Origin of the sequence: Streptomyces sp. NPDC001787 (genome assembly GCF_040297465.1) — a bacterium.
GTDB lineage: Bacteria > Actinomycetota > Actinomycetes > Streptomycetales > Streptomycetaceae > Streptomyces.
Genome location: NZ_JBEOZE010000009.1, coordinates 95,453 through 116,307, shown reverse-complemented (window position 1 = coordinate 116,307; position 20,855 = coordinate 95,453). Strand labels below are relative to the sequence as shown.

19 protein-coding genes are annotated in these 20,855 nt (G+C 72.2%); 10 read left to right on the top strand and 9 right to left on the bottom strand.

All coding sequences use genetic code 11. The annotated features are described in order from the left end of the window. Positions 1–66: 66 nt before the first annotated feature. On the bottom strand, positions 67–1,557 hold the full coding sequence (gene xylB / locus ABT170_RS15425) for a xylulokinase (protein ID WP_351867619.1): 1,491 nt from the start codon (positions 1,555–1,557) through the stop codon (positions 67–69). Positions 1,558–1,770: 213 nt separating this feature from the next. On the opposite strand from xylB, the gene xylA reads away from it, so the two are divergent. After that, positions 1,771–2,937: a xylose isomerase gene (gene xylA, locus ABT170_RS15420; RefSeq protein WP_329946692.1), complete on the top strand. Its 1,167-nt coding sequence runs from the start codon at positions 1,771–1,773 to the stop codon at positions 2,935–2,937. Between the two features lie 217 nt (positions 2,938–3,154). On the opposite strand, the gene ABT170_RS15415 is transcribed toward xylA, so the two are convergent. The 4 genes from ABT170_RS15415 to ABT170_RS15400 all read right to left on the bottom strand — a co-directional run bounded on the left by ABT170_RS15415 (position 3,155) and on the right by ABT170_RS15400 (position 6,404). After that, positions 3,155–4,390, bottom strand: coding sequence for an ROK family protein (locus ABT170_RS15415; RefSeq protein ID WP_351867615.1), 1,236 nt, complete (start codon positions 4,388–4,390; stop codon positions 3,155–3,157). Positions 4,391–4,504: 114 nt separating this feature from the next. Next, positions 4,505–5,128 (bottom strand): DUF305 domain-containing protein, encoded by a 624-nt coding sequence (locus tag ABT170_RS15410; protein WP_329946795.1) that lies wholly within the window; start codon positions 5,126–5,128, stop codon positions 4,505–4,507. 47 nt (positions 5,129–5,175) lie between these two features. Next, a complete protein-coding gene (locus ABT170_RS15405; protein WP_329946694.1) occupies positions 5,176–5,844 on the bottom strand; it encodes a thioredoxin-like domain-containing protein in 669 nt (222 codons plus the stop codon). A 131-nt stretch (positions 5,845–5,975) separates the two neighbouring features. Then, positions 5,976–6,404: a hypothetical protein gene (locus ABT170_RS15400; RefSeq protein WP_351867612.1), complete on the bottom strand. Its 429-nt coding sequence runs from the start codon at positions 6,402–6,404 to the stop codon at positions 5,976–5,978. Positions 6,405–6,476: 72 nt separating this feature from the next. On the opposite strand from ABT170_RS15400, the gene ABT170_RS15395 reads away from it, so the two are divergent. Then, positions 6,477–7,421, top strand: a complete 945-nt coding sequence (locus ABT170_RS15395) for an LURP-one-related family protein (protein WP_329946696.1) — start codon at positions 6,477–6,479, stop codon at positions 7,419–7,421. Positions 7,422–7,497: 76 nt separating this feature from the next. Here the strand turns inward: ABT170_RS15395 and ABT170_RS15390 are convergent, their stop codons facing one another. Together ABT170_RS15390 and ABT170_RS15385 are read right to left on the bottom strand one after the other, a co-directional pair. Continuing rightward, positions 7,498–8,835, bottom strand: coding sequence for a uracil-xanthine permease family protein (locus ABT170_RS15390; protein WP_329946697.1), 1,338 nt, complete (start codon positions 8,833–8,835; stop codon positions 7,498–7,500). A gap of 9 nt (positions 8,836–8,844) precedes the next feature. Continuing rightward, positions 8,845–9,969 carry an aryl-sulfate sulfotransferase gene (locus tag ABT170_RS15385; RefSeq protein WP_329946698.1) on the bottom strand — a complete coding sequence of 375 codons (1,125 nt, stop codon included), beginning with the start codon at positions 9,967–9,969 and terminating at the stop codon, positions 8,845–8,847. Positions 9,970–10,086: 117 nt separating this feature from the next. On the opposite strand from ABT170_RS15385, the gene ABT170_RS15380 reads away from it, so the two are divergent. The 3 genes from ABT170_RS15380 to ABT170_RS15370 all read left to right on the top strand — a co-directional run bounded on the left by ABT170_RS15380 (position 10,087) and on the right by ABT170_RS15370 (position 12,991). Beyond that, the gene (locus tag ABT170_RS15380) at positions 10,087–10,668 is read left to right on the top strand and encodes a helix-turn-helix domain-containing protein (RefSeq protein WP_329946699.1); all 582 of its coding nucleotides are present in this window, start codon (positions 10,087–10,089) and stop codon (positions 10,666–10,668) included. A gap of 110 nt (positions 10,669–10,778) precedes the next feature. Beyond that, positions 10,779–12,488 (top strand): FUSC family protein, encoded by a 1,710-nt coding sequence (locus tag ABT170_RS15375; RefSeq protein WP_329946700.1) that lies wholly within the window; start codon positions 10,779–10,781, stop codon positions 12,486–12,488. Then, a complete protein-coding gene (locus tag ABT170_RS15370) occupies positions 12,485–12,991 on the top strand; it encodes a MarR family winged helix-turn-helix transcriptional regulator (protein ID WP_329946701.1) in 507 nt (168 codons plus the stop codon). Before ABT170_RS15375 ends, ABT170_RS15370 begins: the two co-directional genes overlap by 4 nt. Before the next feature lie 18 nt (positions 12,992–13,009). Here ABT170_RS15370 and ABT170_RS15365 read toward each other — a convergent pair whose 3' ends face one another. Continuing rightward, complete coding sequence (locus tag ABT170_RS15365; protein WP_329946702.1) at positions 13,010–13,771, bottom strand: IclR family transcriptional regulator; 762 nt, start codon at positions 13,769–13,771, stop codon at positions 13,010–13,012. Between the two features lie 643 nt (positions 13,772–14,414). Here ABT170_RS15365 and ABT170_RS15360 point away from each other — a divergent pair. From ABT170_RS15360 to ABT170_RS15340, 5 genes are all read left to right on the top strand, one after another. Beyond that, on the top strand, positions 14,415–16,076 hold the full coding sequence (locus ABT170_RS15360) for a sensor histidine kinase (RefSeq protein ID WP_329946703.1): 1,662 nt from the start codon (positions 14,415–14,417) through the stop codon (positions 16,074–16,076). Next, positions 16,073–16,480, top strand: a complete 408-nt coding sequence (locus ABT170_RS15355) for a roadblock/LC7 domain-containing protein (RefSeq protein WP_329946704.1) — start codon at positions 16,073–16,075, stop codon at positions 16,478–16,480. Before ABT170_RS15360 ends, ABT170_RS15355 begins: the two co-directional genes overlap by 4 nt. Next, the gene (locus tag ABT170_RS15350; RefSeq protein WP_266925690.1) at positions 16,477–16,848 is read left to right on the top strand and encodes a DUF742 domain-containing protein; all 372 of its coding nucleotides are present in this window, start codon (positions 16,477–16,479) and stop codon (positions 16,846–16,848) included. The genes ABT170_RS15355 and ABT170_RS15350 overlap by 4 nt, the downstream gene beginning before the upstream one ends. Then, positions 16,829–17,443 (top strand): GTP-binding protein, encoded by a 615-nt coding sequence (locus ABT170_RS15345; protein ID WP_329946705.1) that lies wholly within the window; start codon positions 16,829–16,831, stop codon positions 17,441–17,443. Before ABT170_RS15350 ends, ABT170_RS15345 begins: the two co-directional genes overlap by 20 nt. Positions 17,444–17,606: 163 nt before the next feature. Next, entirely contained in the window at positions 17,607–19,280 is a 1,674-nt protein-coding gene (locus ABT170_RS15340) for a cytochrome P450 (RefSeq protein WP_329946706.1), read from the top strand. 106 nt (positions 19,281–19,386) lie between these two features. Here ABT170_RS15340 and ABT170_RS15335 read toward each other — a convergent pair whose 3' ends face one another. Further along, positions 19,387–20,685: an SGNH/GDSL hydrolase family protein gene (locus ABT170_RS15335; RefSeq protein WP_351867602.1), complete on the bottom strand. Its 1,299-nt coding sequence runs from the start codon at positions 20,683–20,685 to the stop codon at positions 19,387–19,389. Positions 20,686–20,855: the final 170 nt, after the last annotated feature.

Genomic DNA, 20,855 nt, shown 5'->3' with positions numbered 1-20,855 from the left:
GGATCCTATTGAAGATCGGTTCGCATCCCAAAACGGATGGTGCGCGGGGGGACGTCCCTCTTGCGCTCAGCCGCCGAGCAGTGGCTCCGCGGCCCGCTCCAGTACCGAGGTGACCCGCTGCCAGGTTTCCATATCCCTTGGTACAGGCGTGAGTTGACGGTCCGTTGCGGATGGGGTCCGCTCGTTCCAGGAGGCGGACAGGGCCACCGGGTCGCCGCCTCGGGCCGCCGAGGCGGCGAGCGCGGCGGCGCCGAGGGCGACCAGTTCGCCGCTGCCGGGAACGACCAGGGGGCGGCCGGAGAGCCTGCGTACGGTCTCCACCCAGGTCCGGCCCCGGGCGCCGCCGCCGATCAGCCGCAGCGGCCGGGCGGCGACCTCGGGGGAGGCCGGGTCGAGACCGCAGGCCCGCAGCAGTTCGTCGAGCGCCCGCAGAACGGTGACGGCGGCCCCCTCGTAGGCGGCGCCGAGCAGCTGCCGCGGGGTGGTGTCGTGACGCAGTCCGGTGAGCAGTCCGGCGGCGGCGGGGAGGTCCGGAGTGCGTTCGCCGTCCAGATAGGGGAGCAGCACCGCCGCGCCCCCGGGGATGGCGTCCTCGCGGTCCAGGTTCAGCAGGGCGGCGACCTTGTCGACGGCGAGCGTGCAGTTCAGCGTGCAGGCCAGCGGGAGATAGGTGCCGTCCGCCCCGGCGAAGCCGGAGAGGGACGGTGCGACGGGCCGGGTGCGGGTCGCGGCGAAGACCGTGCCGGAGGTGCCGAGGCTGAGGACCGGGTGGTCGAGCAGACCGGCGCCGCCGAGGCCCAGGCCGACGGCCGCGCTCATGTTGTCGCCGGTCCCGGCCGCGACGGCGATCCCCTCGGGCAGCCCCAGCGCCCCGGCGGCGGCCGGGGTCAGGGAGCCGACGCGGGCCGCCCCGGTGGGGGCGACCTCGGGGAGCAGGGCGGGGTCCAGGCCGAGCAGAGCGAGGACCTCCGGGTCGTAGGAGCCGGTGGCGGTGGAGTACCAGCCGGTGCCCGAGGCGTCCCCGGGGTCGGTGGCGGCGGTGCCCGCGAGCCGTTCGGTGAGGAAGTCGTGGGGGAGCCGCACGGCCGCCGCGGCGGCGGCGGTCGCCGGGTCCCGCTCGCGCAGCCACTGCCACTTCGACGCGGTGAGGGCGGCCACCGGCGCCGAACCGGTCCGCGCGGCCCAGGCGGCGGGGCCGCCGAGCGCGGCGGTGAGGGCGGTGGCCTGCGGCGCGGAACGGGTGTCGTTCCACAGGAGCGCGGGGCGCAGCGGCCGGCCGGACCGGTCCAGCACGACGAGCCCGTGCTGCTGCCCGGCCACCGCGATGCCGGTGACGGCGGTGACGGGCACCCCGGACTCCTTCATTCCGGCGGCCACGGCCTCGCACAGTGCCCGCCACCAGACCTCGGGGTCGCTCTCCCGCGCCCCGCCGTCCCCGCTGACCAGGTGCGGGGAGCGGCCGACGGCGAGCGTCTCACCGGTCACGGCATCGATGACGGCCGCCTTGGTGGACTGCGTGGAGCTGTCCACGCCGATGACGACGGAACGCGACGGCATGGGCTACCTCATTCTCGCGGTACGGGTATTTGGTTGCGAGGGAAACAAATTACGTGAACGAGGCCCCGTCGAACAGGGGGCTCCCCGGTCTCGCGCGAAGTGAGGGGTTATGCCGGAAGGGGGATCCGTGCATGATTAGTCATGACAGTGAACAAATAAGGTCCGGCCGGTGCGGGCGTCGGCGGACCGACGGCATCCGAAGGCGGCCAGACCATGACGGAACGCTTCACCCCCACTCCGGCGGACAGGTTCAGCTTCGGTCTGTGGACGGTGGGATGGCAGGGCCGCGACCCCTTCGGCGACGCCACCCGGGCCCCGATCGACCCGGTCGACTCCGTGCGGCGGCTCGCCGAACTCGGCGCCCACGGGGTGACGTTCCATGACGACGACCTGATCCCGTTCGGCTCGACGGACACCGAGCGCGAAGGGATCGTCAAGCGGTTCCGGCAGGCGCTGGACGCGACCGGCCTCGTCGTACCCATGGCGACGACGAACCTCTTCACGCACCCCGTGTTCAAGGACGGCGCGTTCACCGCCAACGACCGCGACGTACGCCGGTACGCGCTGCGCAAGACGCTGCGCAACATCGACCTCGCAGTCGAACTCGGCGCCACCACCTATGTCGCGTGGGGCGGCCGGGAGGGCGCGGAGTCGGGCGCCGCCAAGGACGTCCCGGTCGCGCTGGACCGGATGAAGGAGGCGTTCGACCTGCTGGGCGACTACGTCACCGAGCAGGGATACGACCTGCGGTTCGCCATCGAACCCAAGCCGAACGAGCCGCGCGGCGACATCCTGCTGCCCACCATCGGCCACGCCCTCGCCTTCATCGAGCGCCTGGAGCGCCCCGAACTGGTCGGCGTCAACCCGGAGACCGGACATGAGCAGATGGCCGGGCTGAACTTCCCGCACGGCATCGCCCAGGCCATGTGGGCGGGCAAGCTCTTCCACATCGACCTCAACGGTCAGTCCGGCATCAAGTACGACCAGGACCTCCGCTTCGGCGCCGGCGATCTGCGCCAGGCGTTCTGGCTGGTCGACCTGCTGGAGCGGGGCGGCTACGAGGGCCCGCGCCACTTCGACTTCAAGCCGCCGAGGACCGAGGACCACGAAGGTGTCTGGGCCTCCGCCGCGGGCTGCATGCGCAACTACCTGATCCTCAAGGAGCGCGCGGCCGGCTTCCGGGCCGACCCCGCCGTACAGGAGGCGCTGCGCGCCGCCCGCCTCGACGAACTGGCCCTGCCCACCGCGGAGGACGGCGTCGCCGGACTGCTCGCCGACCGCTCCGCGTACGAGGACTTCGACGTCACCGCCGCCGCCGAACGCGGGATGGCCTTCGAGGCGCTGGACCAGCTGGCGATGGACCATCTGCTCGGCGTCTAGGGCCTCTTGCGGGGGTGCGCGTACGGGGCAGGGCTCCCGGTAGTCCGGCCGCGTACGCGCCGTCCCGTACGCGCCGCCCCGTACGCGCCGTCCCGTACGCGCCGTCCCGTACGCGCCGCCCCGCACACGCCGCCCCGTACGCCTGACCGGGCGCACCCGTACGCCGTACCGGGCGCACCCGGTACCCGCCCCGGCCCGCGCCCGTCGCCGGGCGGGTTCACCGGGCGTACGCCACCGGATCCGTCAGCACGTCCCGCACCACGAGCGCCGCCGCGCCCCGTGCCGCGTCACCGGCCACGGACGAGGCCCGCAGCCGTCCGCCGTCCCGGGACCAGAGCCCGGACACGACCCGACCGGTCAGCTCCTCGTCCGCGGGCGGCGACAGCCAGGGCATCAGGCCCCGGTATATCCCGCCGAGCACCACCGCGTCCGGGTCGAGCAGATTCACCGCACCGGACAGCACCCGGCCCAGCATCCGGCCCGCGCCGTCGACCGCCGCCACCGCACGCGCGTCACCGGCCCGCGCGCGTCGCTCCAGTTCCGCGACCCCGGCACCGCCGCCGGCCCCGTCGATCCCGGCCGCCCGCAACAGTGCCGACTGCCCCGCGTACTGCTCCAGGCAACCCCGCGCTCCGCATCTGCACTCCGGGCCCGAGGGGTCCACCACCACATGCCCGATCTCCCCGGCGAAGCCGTGCGCACCGCGCAGCAGCTCCCCGTCGATCACCAGCGCGCCGCCGACCCCGATCTCACCGGTCAGGTACAGAAAGCTGCGGACCTTGTCGAGCCCGCCGAACCACAGTTCGGCCAGCGCCGCCAGATTGGCCTCGTTCTCCGAACGCACCGCGAGCACCGCCCGGCCGGGCCGCAGCCCGGCGAGGGCGTCCGCGAACAGTTCCTCGGCCGGCACCCGGTTCCAGCCCAGATTGGGGGCCTGGCGCACCGAACCGCCGGAGACGAGCCCCGGCAGCCCGAGCGCCGCACCGACGGGGTGCAGATCCTGCTCGCGCGCCGACTCCAGGGTCCGGGCCGCGATCCGGGCGGCCCGCGCCAGGACCTCCCCGGGCGGGGCGCCCCGGTTGTCGAGGTGTTCGGTCTGCCGGACCCGGCCGGTGCCCGCCAGATCGACGACGCAGACCGAGACGTAGTCGATGTTGATCTCCACGCCGATCCCGGCGGGGCCGGTGCGCGCCACCTTCAGCGCCGTACCCGGGCGTCCGGCCTGGCCGCTGAAGGTCTTGCCCGACTCGGTGAGGAAGCCGATGTCGAGCAGCTGCTCGACCAGCGAGGACACCGCGGCGCGGGTCAGTCCGACCCGGGCGGCCACCCCTGCCCGGGTCGCCTCCCCGGCCTCGCCCACATTTCGGACGGCGCGCAGGACGAGGCTCAGATTGTTCCGTCGGACGGTGTCCTTGTCGGCCTTGGGGCCCAACGGTGCGGGGGTGCTCTTCATATCGTCGCCGAGCCTATGTGATGCCGGGCGGGGCGGGCAGCGCGCCGGGACGGGGATCGGCCCCCGCCCGGCGCGCCGCCCGCCCCGGCAGGACGGCGTACCGGCGCACCCGGCTCAGGGCTTCGCGCCCCGCGCCTCCAGCATGTCCGCCATGAGCCCGATCTCCGACTGCTGGCCGCGCACCATGCCGTCCGCCAGATTCCTGATCGCGTCCGTGCCCGCGGAACCGGCGGCGGCCCGCGCCATGTCGGCGCCCGCACGGTGGTGGACGGTCATCAGCCGGAGGAACAGCACCTCCGCGTCCCGGCCCCCGGCCGCCCGCAGCTCCTCCAGTTCCGCGTCGGTGGCCATGCCCGGCATCAGCGAGCCGTCGCCCTTGGGCGTGACCGTGTGCCCCATCCAGGCCATCGGCGGTCCGGCCGCGCTCTTGGGCAGGCCCCACAGCTCCAGCCAGCCCAGCATCATGCCGCGCTGGTTGGCCTGCGTATTGATGATGTCGTAGGCGAGACGCCGTACGTCCTCGTCATCCGTACGGTCCCGGACGATGAACGACATCTCGACGGCCTGCTGATGGTGGATCGACATGTCCCGGGCGAAGCCCGCGTCGACCGAACTCCCGGCGGGCGCCGACCCTGACGCCGGCCGCCGGTCCGACGGGGCGGCGGCGGACGGCCGTACGACCATCAGCGCCACCAGGCCCAGCGCCAGCAACAGCACCGCGGCTCCCGCCACGGCCATCCGGCGCGAGCCGCGCGGGTGCGGGGCACTCGTGTGCGGGGCGGCCGTCACTTGGCGAGCCCACCGGTGCACGCCGCGCCCGGCTCGGGAGTCTGCGGGCCCTGGACGTACTTGGTGAAGAACTGCGCGACGCGGGCGTCCGAGGCGCTCTTCACCGTGACCTGCTTGCCCCAGGCGCTGAGCATCAGCGGGGCGTCCTGGTCCTTGACGGGGCTCATCAGGGAGTACGGGGTGGAGGAGACCCGCTCGCCCAGCGCCTTGATGTCCGCGGGCTTCGCCTTCTCGTTGTACGTGACCCAGACGGCACCGTGCTCCAGGGAGTGGACGGCGTTCTCCTTCGGTATCGCCTCGGTGTAGACGTCGGCGTTGCAGTTCATCCACACCTGGTTGTGGTCGCCGCCGACGGGCGGGTTCATCGGGTAGCTGACCGGCTTGTCCACGTGGTTCTGGGTCAGCTTGTCCCAGCTGCGCTCACCCGTGACGGGGGAGGACTTGGCCTGCTCCTCGGCCTTGTCCTGCTCATCGGCCTGCGCCATGAGATAACCGCCCCCGGCGACGAGCGCGGCGACCACGGCCACGGAGGCGCTGATGGTGATGACGCGGTTGCGGCGCTCACGGGCCCGCTCCTTGCGGCGGGCCTCTTCGAGCTTGGCGCGGCGCGCGGCGGTGGCGCTGTTCTGGTTCTTGGGGGAAGACGTGTTCTTGGCGGAAGCCATGGAGGGTCCTCGGGTTCGAACGGGATGCATACGTGGCGATGCATGGAGGGAAGAGGGCGTACGGACGGCCGTCCCCGCCGGTTTCCGGCACCTCGTGCGCGGAATTCGGTACGGGAACGGACCCGGGCCCTCTAGATCCGTTGGACCTGGAGACGCAGGTGATCGACGGCGCGCACACCGTCGTTGGCGGGGCCGCGGATGGCCGCCGCGCCGGTGAGCGGGGCGACGGGGACCACGGTCACGGCGGAGGGGAGCGCGAGGGGGGCGGAGGGGCCCGGCAGGACCATGGCCTTCGAGTGGTCCGAGGTGCCGTGGCAGGACGTGCCCATGCCCCGGTCGCCCGGGGCGTCCGCGACCACGCGGGCCGCCGCCGCCTCGGGCGTCGGGGTCATCGCGTGGGCGGCGGCGTGGCCGTGCGCGCCGGCCGGCGGCACCGCGCCGGCCGAGGTGGTCAGCGAGCAGCAGAAGAACATCGCCAGGAGGACGAACACCCAGCCGAGCGAGGCGGGCGTACGCATGCTGCCCCGTCGCCGGTCGGTCCGCACGCTCAGCCTGTTCATCGCCGCCATCGTAATAGGTATATGAAGGTTCAAGGAGTGTGGGGGCACGGGCCCGCGGGATAGTGTGCCCCGGTGACCACGCAATCGAACATACCTGCGGGCTGGTTTTCGGACCCTCATGGCGCGCCTCAGCTGCTGCGTTACTGGGACGGCTCCCAGTGGACCGAACACACGCACCCGGCCGGCGGGCAGCAGACCGCAGCCCCCTCCCAGGAGCCGGTCCAGCAGTCCCAGCAGGGTCAGCCGGTCCAGCACGGTCAGCCGGTCCCGCAGGGTCAGGTGCCACAACAACAGCACCTGCCACAACAGGCTCACGCACCCCAGCCGGTTCAGCAGGCCCACACACCCCAGCCGGTCCAGCAGCCGCACACGCCCCAGCAGGCACATGTGCCGCCGCAGCAGGCCGCGCCCGGTGTCCCTTCGCTGTTCACGCAGCAGGTCCTGGTGGTCAACCAGAAGGCCAAGCTGATCGAGGTGACGAACGAGTACAGCGTCTTCGACCAGCACGGCAGCACGATCGGCTCGGTCGTGCAGGTCGGCCAGAGCACCCTGCGCAAGGTGCTCCGGTTCGTCTCCAGCATCGACCAGTACCTGACGCACCGGCTGGAGATCCGCGATGCCCACGGCACGCCGCAGCTGCTGCTGACCCGCCCCGCGAAGTTCATCAAGTCCCGGATCATCGTCCAGCGCCCCGATGGCGCAACGGTCGGCGAGATCGTCCAGCAGAACGCCATCGGCAAGATCAATTTCGCGATCATGGCCGACGGCCGGCAGGTCGGTGCCATCAAGGCCGAGAACTGGCGTGCCTGGAACTTCGCGATCGTCGACCACAACGACGCCGAGATCGCCCGGATCACCAAGACCTGGGAGGGGCTCGCGAAGACCATGTTCACCACGGCCGACAACTATGTGCTGCAGATCCACTACCAGCTGCCCGAGCCGCTGCTGAGCCTCGTCGTCGCGACGGCGCTGACCGTGGACACCGCCCTCAAGCAGGACGCCCGCGGATTCGGCTGACCGCCGGTGCCGCACGGGGATGTGCCCCCGGCGCCGGTGCGGGCGTCAGGGGCACATCGGGTCGCGTCACCGCGGGTCAGACCTCATCGTGCCGCTCCTGCGGCGGACCGAGGCGGCCGAACACCGCGGCCAGGACCACCGCTGCCAGCGCCCCGGCGGCGACCCCGCTGCCGAAGACCGTGCGGGCCCACACCGGCAGCCCCGCGTACATCTCGGGCGCGAAGACCGGCAGCAGGCCGACGCAGAGCGCCAGCGCCACCACGATCCCGTTGGTCCCGTGCGAGAGGTTCTCGCGGCTGAGCATGCCGAAGCCCATCGTCGCGATCACCGCGTAGATGATCAGGCCCGCCGCGCCGACCACCGGCTCGGGGATGGCGGCCAGCAGCCGGGTGAGCGGCGTGAGCAGGCCGCACACGATCAGCAGTACTCCGGCGCCCGCCGTGACGAACCGGCTGCGCACCCGGGTCAGCTGCACGATGCCGATGTTCTCGGCACTGGTCACCATCAGCGACGTACCGAAGACCCCGGCGCCCAGCGAGGTCACCGCGTCGGCGCGGGAGATGCGCGGCACATCGCGCGCCGCGTTCGGTGTGCGCCCCACGGCCTCGCTGTTCAGCACGGTCTGCCCCGTCGCCTCCGCCAGTGACGCGAGGGCGAAGACGAGCAGCGGGACCGCGGCCAGCAGGTCGAAGTGCGGAGTGCCGTACGGGAACGGGTCGGGGAGCGCGAACGTGCCGCCGTGCGCCACATGGAACGTCGTACCGCTCACCGCGGCGACGACCGTACCGCCGACCAGCCCGAACAGCACGGACATCTGGCGCCACACTCCCCGCATCAGCAGGAAGAACAGCGCGGTGATGCCCAGGGTGGCGAAGCCGAGGCCGGGCCCCGAGGCGATCATCGGCGAGGTGATCTTGATCATGTTGATCCCGATCAGGACCACGGTCGTCCCCATCACCAGGGGCGGGAAGTACCGCACGAGGCGCCCGTAGAACGGCAGCACGAGCAGCAGGAAGACCGAGGCGATCAGTACCGAGCCGGAGGCGGTGGCAGGCCCGTGCTCCTTGGCGACCTGGAGGAAGATCGCCACCGCCGCACCGCCCGGCAGCATCAGGAAGGGCAGCCGGGCGCCGATCCGCAGCGCCTTGACGCCCAGTGACTGGAGCAGCGCGCCCACGCCGCACAGCACCAGGGTCGCGCTGAGGAGTGACGCGGTCTGCGAGGCGGACAGCGACAGCGTGGTGGCGATCAGGATGACCGAGGAGACCGGGGCGGCGACCCCGGCGAGCAGATGCTGGAAGGCCAGCGGGGCCAGCTTCGGCAGGGGCAGCCGCTCGTCGACCGGGGCGACGGGGGAAGCGGCGGCGGGTGCCGGGGCGGCGGCGGTGCCGGTGTCGGGGACGGGAGAGGCCATGGTCCGGGCTCAGCCCTTCGGGACGTCGAGCCAGGGGAGCTCCCGGGCCGAGTAGCGGTAGGACCGGAACACGGCGTTGGGCTCGGAGGGGAACAGCTTGCGCACTTCTTCTTCCTGGTAGCCGCCGAAGAACGGCACGATGTACTCCCAGCACAGATAGCCGTCCGGGGTCACCTCGAAGAGGCGGCCCGCGGGGGAGTCCGTGACGAGCGTGTTGCCGTTCGGCAGGCGCTGGGCGCTGCCCATGAACGGGGCGAAGAACGACTCGCGCGCCGGGTCGTGGTACTCCCAGACAATGGTGCCACCGGCCCGCTCGATCTCGATGACCCGGCTGAACGGCACGTCCCACCGCGGCCGGAAGACGCCGTTGTCGAAGACCAGGAAGTTGCCGTTCTCCAGCTCCGTCGGGCAGTGCTGCTGCGATACGGTGCCGGGCTCGCTGCGCCAGATGATCTCACCGGTCTCCCGGCTGATGACCACGACGGCCGAGACCGAGCGGAAGCTGGCCAGGATGTTGCCGTCGCTGGTCGGCAGCACGCTGTTGATCAGCGGGTAGTGCTCGCGGGAGTAGTCCGGGTGCAGCGGGAACGCCTCGCGGTCCAGGTGCTCGGAGACCTTCCACTCCCACACCGTGCGGCCCTCGGCGTCCACCTCGACGATGGTGTCCGCCCACACCGTGCCCTCGGGCTCGGAGCCCGGCACCCCGCCCCGGACCGCGGCGGCGGCCTCACCGGTCAGCGGTTCCAGGGCGCTGTAGAGCAGCCGGCCGTCGCCGTAGTGGTACGCGTCATGGTGCTGGTAGCGGTCCCGGTGCTCGCGGACCACGGTGCCGTCCGGGGTGATCTCCTGCATGATCCCGCCGCGGTACTTGTGCCACATCGGGAAGAGCGCCGGCTCGTCGGGCAGGACCCCGTTGTAGGCGAGATTGCCGTTGGGCAGGATGCGGGCGTGCCGGCCGGGGCGGTGGGGGAGGTTCCACTGGTGGACCACCTCGCCGTGCAGGTCGATGAGGTAGACCTCGCCGCTGCCGGTCAGCGGGGCGAAGAGGGTGTAGCCACCGGCGCTCGCCTCCTCGTCCAGGGCTATGAGCCCGGTGCCTCGGCGCCGACGCTGGTTCTGGTCCACGAGGGGCATGGATCGATCCTCCCGGTTAACTTTTTTAGGTGGTGCTTAAAAGATTAACCGGCCCGGTAGGCTGCTCCTCGCCCCGCCGGCTGTGGTGTGCGGCACGCGGGACACGGAGCGAGGGACATGAGCGAGGCGGAGACCCCCCAGGTCGGCCCCGGAATCCGGCGGCGCCGCCGCGCCCTGGAGCTGACGCTCGCGGAGGTCGCCCGGCGGGCCGGGCTCTCGGTGCCCTTCCTCAGCCAGATCGAGAACGGCCGCTCCCGCCCGAGCATGGGGTCCCTGCAGCGGATCGCCGACGCGCTCGACACCACGGCGGTGCAGTTGCTGTCGACGGCCGAGGCGCCGCGCCCGGTCGACGTCGTGCGCGGCGCCTCCGCCTCGGTGCGGGAGGCGGGTGCCGAGGGCGAGGCGGAGGGCCGGATGCGGCCGCTCGTGCGGGGCCATCAGCGCCTGCACGCGCTTGAGTTCACCGGCGCCCACGACTGGGGCCGGGAGTTCCGGCACCGCAACGACGAGATCCTGTACGTCGCCGACGGCTCGGCGGAGGTCGAGGCCGACGGCAGCTTCTACCGGCTGGAGCGGGGCGACACGCTCTACTGCGCGGGTGGACTCGTCCACCGCTGGCGCCCCATCGCCCCGGGCACCCGGGTCCTGGTGGTCGGCATCGCCGACCATGTGCAGGCGACCGACGAACAGGGCGGCTGACGGGCGGGACCGCCGACGGGCCGGGCGGCCGAGGGGGTGGGCGACCGGTGGGCCGGGTGGATTGCCGGGCGCTAATCGTTTACAGGTGTAATACCTGTTAATCTATTTGAGTGAGCCATACAACTACACGAACCCGGCAACCCCTCGTCCGCGGACTCCCGCTGGCCGGCGCGCTCCGTCTCGCCCGCCCCTCGGACACCTGGTTCAAGCCCGCGCTGAGTGTGGTCGTCGCTTCCGCCGTACCGAATCTGCTGCTGTTCGCCCTCGGCCGGCTGGACCTCGTGATGTACACGATGGCCGGTTCACTGTGCGCGCTGTACGGCCACAGCCTGCCGTACGCCCGGCGGGCGCGGGCCGTCGCGGGGGTGGTGCTCGGCATGCTCGCAGGACTCGCCGTATCACTCCTGACCGCCTCGCTCACCGGCTCGACCGCCGTTCTCGTCGCGGTCGCCGCGCTGCTCGCCGCCGCCCAGAAGACCCTCTGCGACGCGACCAGGATCGGCCCGCCCGGCCATGTGATCTTCACGTTCGTCACCTCCGCCGCGCTGTTCGCCCCGCAGCACCTCGGGCAGATCCCCGGCCACCTCGCCCTGACGCTCGCCGCGGGGGCCGTGTCCTGGCTGGTCACCGTCGTCGGGCCCGCGCTGATCCGCCGGGAGGGCCCCGAGCGCCGGGCCACCGCCCGCGCGCTCGACGCCGCGGCCGCCTGCTCCGCCGACCCCGGGCCCCGTACCCGGCACGCCGCGGCCGCCGCCGTGCACACGGCCTGGCAGTGCCTGCTCGCCTCCGGCAGGCCGACCCCCGTACGCCGCGCCCTGGAACGTCTCGTGGTGCACGCCGAAGCCGCGCTCGCCGGATCCGCGCTCAGCGGCCACACCGCGGCCGCCGGCCCCGCGCAGCTGCGCGCCTGGGCCGCCGCCACCCGTGCCCGCGGCCCCGTTCCCACCCCGCCGCCCGCCCCCGGCACGGCGGACGAGCTCTTCGGCATCGACGCCGAACGCGCCGAGCGGCGCGCCGCGGGCGGCCGGCGGGACGCCCACCGCCCGCTGCTGCGCGGCCTCGCCCCCGGCTCCCCGCTGCTGCCCGTCGCGGCCCGCACCCTCATCGGCTGCGCGCTCGCCGGATATCTCTGCGCCGCACTCGGTGTCGGCCGCCCCTACTGGGCGATCGTCACCGCCGCCTCCCTCTACCAGGCCAATGTCACCCTGTCCTGGAACCGGACCCTCCAGCGCACCGTGGGCAACCTGCTCGGGGTCCTCGTCTTCGCCGCGGTCCTGCCCCTCACCCGGACCGGCCCCCTCGCCCTCATCGCCTGCGTCCTGTTCTTCAGCTTCGCCGCCGAGGCCCTGATCACCCGCAACTACTGGCTGGGCTCCGTCGCCGTGACCCCGATGGCGCTGCTGGTCCTGGAGTTCGGCGGCGCCGTGCATCCGGCCGGGGAACTCATCGGCGACCGGGTCCTGGACACCCTCGTCGGCGCGTTCGTGGGGTTCCTCGCCGCGGTGCTCGTCACCAACCGACGGGCCGCCGGACGCGTCGAGAAGGCACTGGCAGCCACGGGCAGTGCCCGCGCCCAGGCCCTGCGGATGCTCGCCGATCCCGCCGCGGCGCCCGCCTGCCTGGACCGCGCGCGCCGCCGGCTGACCGGTTCCCTCGTGGAACTCCGCGAGGCCGGGGACACCGCCGCCGGGGAATGGTGGCAGCGCGCCCTGCCCGAGCGGGAGCTCCTCGCGGCCGAGCAGGCCGGACACCGTACGCTCGCCGCGACAGCACAACGGCAGGGGCTGATCGCCCTCGCCCCGGAGAACGGAGCGGTGTGACCGACGACATCGTTGCCTCGGTGGTACGGCAGTGGCAGGCCGTCAACCCCGGGCTCGACACCGGACCGATGGAACTCATCGGCCGTATCAACCGCTGCGCCGCGCTCCTCCAGCAGGCGGAGGACGCCCCGTTGCGCACCGCCGGGCTGACGCGCGCCGAGTTCGACCTTCTCGGCGCGGTGCGCCGCACCGCCCGCGAGCTGACCCCCGGGGAGCTGGCCCGCGAGACCTTCTCCTCCGGTGCCGCGGTCACCAAACGCCTCCGGACCCTCCAGGAGCGCGGCCTGATCGACCGCCGCGGCGACGCACGCGACCGCAGGGTCGCCCATGTCCGGCTCACCGAGGAGGGCCTCGGCCTGGTGGACCGGCTGCTTCCCGAGCAGCTCGCGTACGAACGGGCCGTACTCTCCGGCCTCGACGACCGGGCACGCGAGCTGCTCAGTGCCCAGCTCAGTCAATTGCTGGTGCAGTTGGAGGGACGCATCGGCGGCGCCCGGCGCTGACGGGGCGGGGACCGGCCGTCACAGGACGCGACCGGAGGTCAGCAGCGCGGCCGACTGCCGCAGCTGCCCGGCCCGTTCGGCCAGGTCGGTGTCGCGGGAGCGGCCTGCGGGAGCCGACGCGGTCAGGGCGAGACGGTCGCGCCAGCCCGCGCCGGCGAGCGGCACCGCCACGGCGTTCAGGCCCGGGACCGACTCACCCAGGCTGAGCGCGTGCCCGGCGGCGCGGATCCGGTCCAACTCGGCCAGCAGCGCGGCGCGGGAGGTGATGGTGGAGGTGGTGACCCGCTCCAGTTCCTCGTACGGATACAGCGCGCACACCTGGTCCGGAGTCATCCGGGAGAGCAGCATCTTGCCCCCCGCGGTGGCGTGTGCCGGCCGGGTGCCCCCCTCCAGCATCACCCGTACCGGATGGGAGGACTCCCTGCCGTCCGTGACGACGATCCGGTCGCCGATCAGAGCGGTGCTCTGCACCGTCTCGCCGGTCCGCCGCGCCGCGTCCTCCAGCACGGCCCCGAGCCGCTCGCGGACAGCGGAACCGAAACCCGCCGGGCGGCCGAGCCGCACCAGTTCGGGGCCCGCCGAGTAGCCGCGGCCCGAGCTCTCCCGGATCACGAACCCCCGGCCCTCCAGGGTGCTCAGCACCCGGTGGGCGGTGGACCGGCCGATGCCCAGCAGCCCGGCGGCCTCGGTGACGGTGAGGGTGTCATGGGTGAGGAACAACTGCATCAGCCGGAGGCCGGTGTCCAGTGATTCGATGGTGTAGCCGCGTGCCGCCGTCATGCCGCGCCCGTCCTGGCCGGGTGCCGTCGCGGTGAGCGGGCGGGTCCGGACAACCGCGCGGCGTACGTGGGTTCACGGGTTCGTGCGGCGTACGTGGGTTCATGACTCCGCACGGCGTAGGTCGGTTCGTGACTGCGCACGGTGTGCGCGAGTCCGCGGCTCCGTGCGCCGGTGCCCTCGGGCGGCGGCGGGTTCACCCGTGCGCCCGCACGTACGCCCGTAGGGCCCGTCATCGGGGTGATTTTGCCGTCCACTCTTCCGGCGGGCATGAATCTGCTCCTTTCGATCCGGTTCGAGCACATGTGCCCCTGTCCCGTTCTGCGGTACGGGGTGGGCTGCTTGGGCCAGTGTCCTCACTACTGTGCCTCGGCCGTCCCGCTCTGCGGTACGCAAGGGCGCGAGGCCGGCCGTTTTCCCCGCATCGTCACTCACCGCGCACGCTCGGAGGCGCTGAGTGCAAAAACTGGTGAGTGTATTACTGCCGGAGTGCTCGCGCAGGGGGTTGGGTGAATATGCCGAAGCACTGTTCTGATCTGGCTAAGCTCACGCGCAGTGAAGTCGAGTTGATATGAATTCGAGCACTTGTTCATGAGTATCCGCACCCGTACGCATACATCCCGGAATCAACCGCCAGAGGGTTTAGATGGTCCGTGTTGAACCACCGCCGACCGACCGAGAAATTCCCGTTGTCCGCGTAGTCCTGCTGCCCGTGGTGCTGCTGGCCGGCGCCACCGCCGCCGGTTCGGCGCTGGTGACCGAGGTCGCTCGGATACCAGTCGCCGTGTGCGGCGCGATCACCACGCTCGTGGTCTGCGCGCTCGCCGTCGCGCTGAACCGCCGCCGGCGCGCGATGCGCGTCCAGCGCATCGAGTACGAAAAGCGCATCGCCTTCCTGGAACACCGCATCCTCTCGCACGACGCCGAGACGGTGCGGCTCACCAAGGAGGTCATGCCCGCCGCGATCCGACAGCTGCGCGTGGGCAATTCGCCCGAAGAGGTGATGCGCGACGTCTTCGACGCGGACCCCGCCAACCACCATCTGCCCAGGGCGCTGCGCGAGCAGGTCTTCCAGGTCCTCGACATCATCGACGCCGAAGAGGCGCGGCGTGACTCCGCGCAGCGCGCCTTCGTCGCCGTCGCCCGGCGCGTCCAGGCGATCGTGAACCGGCAGGCGAGCGAGCTGCGGGAGATGGAGGACCACTACGGGCGCAACCCCGAGGTCTTCGACGACCTGCTCCGCCTCGACCACGGCACCGCGCTGATCGGCCGTCTCGCCGACTCCATCTCGGTGCTCGGCGGGGCCCGGCCCAGCCGCCAGTGGCCCAAGCCCGTACCGCTGTTCAGCGTGCTGCGCGGCGCGATGTCCCGCATCCTGGAGTACCCGCGGATCGAGCTGCACTCGATCTCCAAGATCGCCATCGTCGGCACCGCGGTCGAGCCGCTCATCCATGCCTGTGCCGAGCTGCTCGACAACGCGACGCGCTACTCGCCGCCGCAGACCAAGGTGCACGTCACCGCGGTCGAGGTGCAGACCGGCATCGCCATCGAGATCGAGGACGGCGGCGTCAGCCTCAGCGAGGAGGCCCGCGCCAGGGCCGAGAACATGCTCGCCCAGGCCCAGGCCGGCATCAACATGAACGACCTCGGGGAGTCCCCGCGGCTCGGTATGGCGGTCGTCGGCCGGCTCTCCCGCATGTACCAACTCCAGGTATCACTACGTCAGTCGGCGTACGGCGGGGTCCGGGCCGTGCTCATCGTGCCGCGCGAAATGATCACCACCGGGCCCGCGCCCGGAATCGCGCACGGCATCGGCGCCACCTCACGGCCCAACAGTTCGCTGGACATGTCGCAGCTCCAGCACGTCGTGCCGCCCCCCGGCAAGCGCAAGCCCAAGCCGGCGTCCACCGGCCTGCCGCCCTCCGTGGTGGCCGGCCTCCCCGAAGGAGCCTCCGCCGGACCCTCACCGCACCCGGTCCTTCCGGCGTCAGCCATGGACGACGACGTTCCGATCGTGACCGAGTGGACCGAGGGCGGCCTTCCGCAGCGCCGCAGCCGGGGCCGCGCCCCCCTCGGATCGCACAACCTCCCCCAGCAGCCCCAGCCGCCCGCCGTCGACTCCGCCAACGGGGCGCACGACGGCCGACGGGGCAGGGCGGGCGGCGAGGAGGGCGGACCCGCCAAGGGCCAGGAGAAGCCCCCCGGCCTCTGGCTGGAGGCCTTCACCAAGGCGGTCAACGGCGTGCCGCAGGAACCGAAGAACGGCGAGGACTCTGACGATGCGTGGGACAAGGGAGACCTGAAGTGATCCAGCAGCGCGGGAACATGGACTGGATGCTCAAGGAACTGGCCGACGATGTGCCCAGCATCCATCAGATCGTGGTGCTGTCATCGGACGGGCTGCGCATCGCGATGCACGGCGGCGACCCCGATGTCGCCGACCGCCTCGCGGCGGCCTGCGCCGGACTGCAGAGCCTGGCCGCCGCCGTCGCCACCGAGATTCCCTACAGCGACGGTCTGATGAAGCTGGTCGTCATCGAAGTCACCGGCGGCTTCTTCTACTTGATGGCGGCCGGAACCGGTGCCTACCTCGCGGTGCTGGCGGGCGAGACCATCGACGCCGGGATGGTCGGCGCCCGCATGCGTGACCTGGTCGTCCGGATCGGTGCCCATCTGACCAGTCCGCCGCGCCACGACAGGCAGTCCGGATGAGTGCTCCCCGACGAGAACGCCGAAAGGCCGATCCGGCGCTCAGCGATCCGGAACGGCTCTATGTCATCACCGGCGAACTCGACGGCGGCGGGCGGGCTGCGCTCGACCTGGTCACCATGGTCGTCGCGCAGGCCGAGCCCACGCCGACGTGCCAGCCCGAGCAGGCCGCGATCCTGCGGCTCTGCCAGGCACCCTTGTCCGTCGCCGAGATCTCGGCCTACCTCGGCCTGCCGTTCAGCGTGGTCACGTCGCTCCTGACGGATCTGCTCGCGACCGAACTCATCGAATCGCGCGCACCCATCGTCCGCGCGACCCTCCCCGACAGGTCCCTCCTCGAAGCGGTGATGCATGGACTTCAGAAACTCTGACACGATCTCCGGGCCCCGCAGCGAGGACGTCCTGCCCACCACGGCCAACGCCGCGGTGAAGGTCGTGATCGTCGGCGGGTTCGGCGTCGGCAAGACGACCATGGTCGGCTCGGTGAGCGAGATCCGGCCGCTGACGACCGAAGAGACCATGACCGAGGCCGGCGTCGGTGTGGACAACAACACCGGTGTGGAGAGCAAGACCGCCACCACGGTCGCCATGGACTTCGGCCGGATCAGCCTCAGCGAGGAACTGATCCTCTATCTGTTCGGCACCCCCGGCCAGGAGCGCTTCTGGTTCCTGTGGAACGGACTCTTCGAAGGGGCCCTCGGCGCCGTCGTCCTCATCGACACCAGGCGGCTCCAGGTCAGTTTCGACGTGATCGGCCGTCTGGAGGAGCGGGGCGTCCCCTTCGTCGTCGCCGTGAACACCTTCCCCGACGCGCCGTACCACCCGGTCGAGGACCTGCGCAGAGCCCTCGACCTGCCGGACGAGATCCCGATGATCGACTGTGACGCCCGTACGCGGGTATCCAGCCGCGATGTGCTGATGACCCTGATGCGATATCTGCACAGCCTGTCCCTCCCCCTGGCCTGAGGACGGAGCCGGAGGGCCATCTCCCCCTGGCACCGGCGCGCGTACGTCCCCTGCGCGCGCCCCTGTCCGTACGGCACCACCTGGCGCGCCCCCCTCGGGCAGGTGCGTCACCGTTTCCGCGCGCCCTCGCCCGAGCCCTGGAATCCCGAGCCCTGGAGCAACTGTGACTACCCCCTTCCACCAAGAGCCCGGAGCTCCTTCCGGGCCGGTCCCGCCTCCCGAGTGCCCCGCTCGTGGGCTCGGGATCGGTCCCGGCGGGCTGCGCCGGCTCTACGGGCCCGAGGCGGAGAAGGACCCCGCGGGTCTGTACGACAGGCTGCGCGCCGAACACGGCGCGGTCGCCCCGGTCCTGCTGCACGGAGACGTACCCGCCTGGCTCGTCCTCGGGCACAGCGAGAACCTGCACATGACCCGGACGCCCTCCCAGTTCTCCCGGGACTCCCGGCGCTGGCGGGCCCTCCAGGACGGCAGTGTCGCCGCGGACCACCCGCTGGCCCCGATCTTCACCTGGCAGCCGGTCTGCGTGTTCGCCGACGGCGCCACCCATGAGCGTCAGCGCGGCGCGGTCACCGACAGCATGGAGCGCATCGACGCCCGCGGTGTGCGCCGCCACATCAACCGCTTCAGCAACCGCCTCGTCAACGACTTCTGCGAGAAGGGCACCGCGGACCTGGTCGGCCAGTTCGCCGAGCACCTGCCGATGATGGTGGTGTGCGCGATCTTCGGCATGCCCGAGGAGTACGACGACGCCCTGGTGCAGGCCGCCCGGGACATGATCCGCGGCACCGAGACCGCCGTCGCGAGCAACGCCCATGTCGTGATGGTGCTGACCCGGCTCGTCGAACAGCGCCGCGCGGAACCCGGCCCCGACCTGGCCAGCTGGCTGCTCGAACACCCCGCCTCGCTGACGGACATCGAGGTCATCGAGCATCTGCGGCTGATCCTCATCGCCGCCTACGAGTCCACCGCCAACCTGATGGCCAACGTGCTGCGCATGGTCCTGACCGATCCCCGTTTCCGCGCCCGGCTCAGCGGGGGTCACATGACGGTGCCGGAGGCCGTGGAACAGACCCTGTGGGACGAGCCGCCCTTCACCGCGGTCTTCGGGCGCTGGGCGGTCGGCGACACCGAACTCGGCGGTCAGCAGATCAAGGCGGGCGACGGCCTGCTCGTCGGTATCGCCGCGGCCAACACCGATCCGAAGGTACGCCCGGACCTCGCCGCCGGCATGGAGGGCAACCGCGCGCACCTCGCCTTCAGCGGCGGGCCCCACGAGTGCCCCGGCCAGGACATCGGCCGCGCCATCGCCGATGTCGGGGTGGACGCACTGCTGATGCGCCTGCCGGACCTGGAGCTCGGGGTCGACGAGAGCGAGCTGCGCTGGGTGGGCAACTTCATGTCGCGGCACCTGGTGGAGCTCCCGGCCACCTTCGCACCGAGCCCCCAGCAGGCGATCGACGCCGATCCGCTGTCGATGATGGCCCGGTCCAGGCCGGCCGTCGACTGGGAGGTCTCCTCCCCGTCCCGGCCCGTCCCCCTGCCCACGTCCACCGAGGTGGGGACGCAGCCCGCCCACGCGCCGGGCACGGTCCCGCACCAGGAACTGCCGGAAGAACTGCCGGAGGAACTGCCGGAGGCGTTGCCCGTGGAGCCGGCCGTGGTCCCGGAAGCCGGTCCGGCGGCCGGCCCGCCGCCGGCCGTTCCCCAGCCGGCCGTTCCCCAGCCCGCCGCCCCGGCCGAGGAGCCCGCCGCCGCCCCGGTGATTCCGCAGCAGCGCGGGCCGGCCGCCCCCGCCCGGCTGTGGCGGGCGGTGTCACGCTGGTGGAACGGCGGCTGACGCGCCGTTGACGAACGCCGCCGGCCGGCCCCGGACCCCGTGCGGTCCGGGGCCGCTCGACGGCACGGATGTGTGGGGGCGTGGGGGCGTACGCGCGGGCGTCGGCTCAGCGCCGGTCGCACCGCAGATCGTCGGGGTCGACGATACGGCTCATGGCGTCCATGCCCGCGTCGTTCGGGTGCAGATGGTCACCGCTGTCGAAGGCGGGCAGCATCCGGGAGGGCGCCGAGGGGTCCCGGGTCTCCGCGTCGAAGTCGGCGACCGCGTCGAAGGAGCCGCTGTCCCGGATGAACGTGTTCACCGCCTGCCGGACCCGCTCACCGTCCGCGTTCCAGTCGCGCCAGCCCTCGTACGGCATGACGGTCGCGCCGACGACGCACACCCCCGCCGCGTGCGAGCGTCCGATGATCTCCCGGTACCCGGCGATCAGCTGCTCGGCGGTGGGGGCGGGCACGGACTTGATGTCGTTGACCCCTTCCAGCAGGATCACCGTCTCCAGCCCGCGCTGTGACAGGACATCGCGGTCGAGTCTCTTCAGCGCACTCTGCCCGGCACCGTCGCTGAGCACCCTGTTGCCCGAGATGCCCTCGTTGGCGACGCCCTTGATCCGGGTGGTCCGGTCGGCGGCGAGCCGACCCGCCAGCAGGTCGGGCCAGCGCCGGTTGGTGTCCTGCGTCGAACTGGCCCCGTCCGTGATCGAGTCACCGAACGCGGCCACCGCCCCCGTGCCGCGGCGGGCTCCCACCACCACGGCGTCGAGATAGAACCACGACGTGATCCGCTGGGTGAACGGGGCGGCGGACTCCTGCGCGGCATGATCACCGGCGGGTGCCACGAAAGAGGTCTGGAGCGCCATCCGGTGACCGGAGGCGGTCGCTCCGGCGCTCTCCACGTAGACGCTGACCGCGAGATCCGACTGCGGCGGGACGGTACCGGGCAGCGCGTCGCTGTACACGGAACCTCCCGCCGGGACGGTGACGGACGGCGAACCCCCGAAGGAGAGCGCGCGGTTGGTGCCCGGCACCACCGCCCCTTCGGCCGCCCGCCGGCCGGCGTACGCGCTGCCGAAGGTCACCGGCTGATCGCCGAAGGCGTTGGAGAGACGGATCCGCAGGCCCTTGCCGCCGGTGCTCGTGCGGACGACGAGACGGTAGGTCCTCCCCTGGGTGGGAGTGACCTGACGGTCGGCGCTCGCGGCCCAGGTGACCACCTGCGAAGTGGCACCGGGGGCACCGGCGGCAACGCCGCTCCCGCCGTCCCCGGCGGTGCCGGCCGCTTCGGCGGTGCCGGCCGAGGACACCGCGGCCGCGGTCAGGACGGCGCCCAGGGCGACAGCCGCGCCGAGTGCGGTGAGCGGCACGCGCCGTCGCCATCGAGGTCCGCTCAGTGGTCCGGTGATGTTCATGGGTGCTGGTTCCTCCCCTTGCGATGCGGGGCCGTCCGCCCCGGGGGCCAATCTCTTCATGGGCATGTCAGGCGCGTACCGAAGGCATTGACCCTCCCGGTGGCAAGCGCTGTCTACGCGAGGGCGCCGAATGGCCCGCGCACGCCCATGATTCGGCCGAACACTGTCGC

Excerpts from the sequence above, each read along its gene's own strand:
- xylB (WP_351867619.1), bottom strand. The coding sequence starts at position 1,557 with ATGCCGTCGCGTTCCGTCGTCATCGGCGTGGACAGCTCCACGCAGTCC.
- xylA (WP_329946692.1), top strand. The coding sequence starts at position 1,771 with ATGACGGAACGCTTCACCCCCACTCCGGCGGACAGGTTCAGCTTCGGT.
- ABT170_RS15415 (WP_351867615.1), bottom strand. The coding sequence starts at position 4,390 with ATGAAGAGCACCCCCGCACCGTTGGGCCCCAAGGCCGACAAGGACACC.
- ABT170_RS15410 (WP_329946795.1), bottom strand. The coding sequence starts at position 5,128 with ATGGCCGTGGCGGGAGCCGCGGTGCTGTTGCTGGCGCTGGGCCTGGTG.
- ABT170_RS15405 (WP_329946694.1), bottom strand. The coding sequence starts at position 5,844 with ATGGCTTCCGCCAAGAACACGTCTTCCCCCAAGAACCAGAACAGCGCC.
- ABT170_RS15400 (WP_351867612.1), bottom strand. The coding sequence starts at position 6,404 with ATGAACAGGCTGAGCGTGCGGACCGACCGGCGACGGGGCAGCATGCGT.
- ABT170_RS15390 (WP_329946697.1), bottom strand. The coding sequence starts at position 8,835 with ATGGCCTCTCCCGTCCCCGACACCGGCACCGCCGCCGCCCCGGCACCC.
- ABT170_RS15385 (WP_329946698.1), bottom strand. The coding sequence starts at position 9,969 with ATGCCCCTCGTGGACCAGAACCAGCGTCGGCGCCGAGGCACCGGGCTC.
- ABT170_RS15380 (WP_329946699.1), top strand. The coding sequence starts at position 10,087 with ATGAGCGAGGCGGAGACCCCCCAGGTCGGCCCCGGAATCCGGCGGCGC.
- ABT170_RS15365 (WP_329946702.1), bottom strand. The coding sequence starts at position 13,771 with ATGACGGCGGCACGCGGCTACACCATCGAATCACTGGACACCGGCCTC.
- ABT170_RS15360 (WP_329946703.1), top strand. The coding sequence starts at position 14,415 with ATGGTCCGTGTTGAACCACCGCCGACCGACCGAGAAATTCCCGTTGTC.
- ABT170_RS15350 (WP_266925690.1), top strand. The coding sequence starts at position 16,477 with ATGAGTGCTCCCCGACGAGAACGCCGAAAGGCCGATCCGGCGCTCAGC.
- ABT170_RS15345 (WP_329946705.1), top strand. The coding sequence starts at position 16,829 with ATGGACTTCAGAAACTCTGACACGATCTCCGGGCCCCGCAGCGAGGAC.
- ABT170_RS15335 (WP_351867602.1), bottom strand. The coding sequence starts at position 20,685 with ATGAACATCACCGGACCACTGAGCGGACCTCGATGGCGACGGCGCGTG.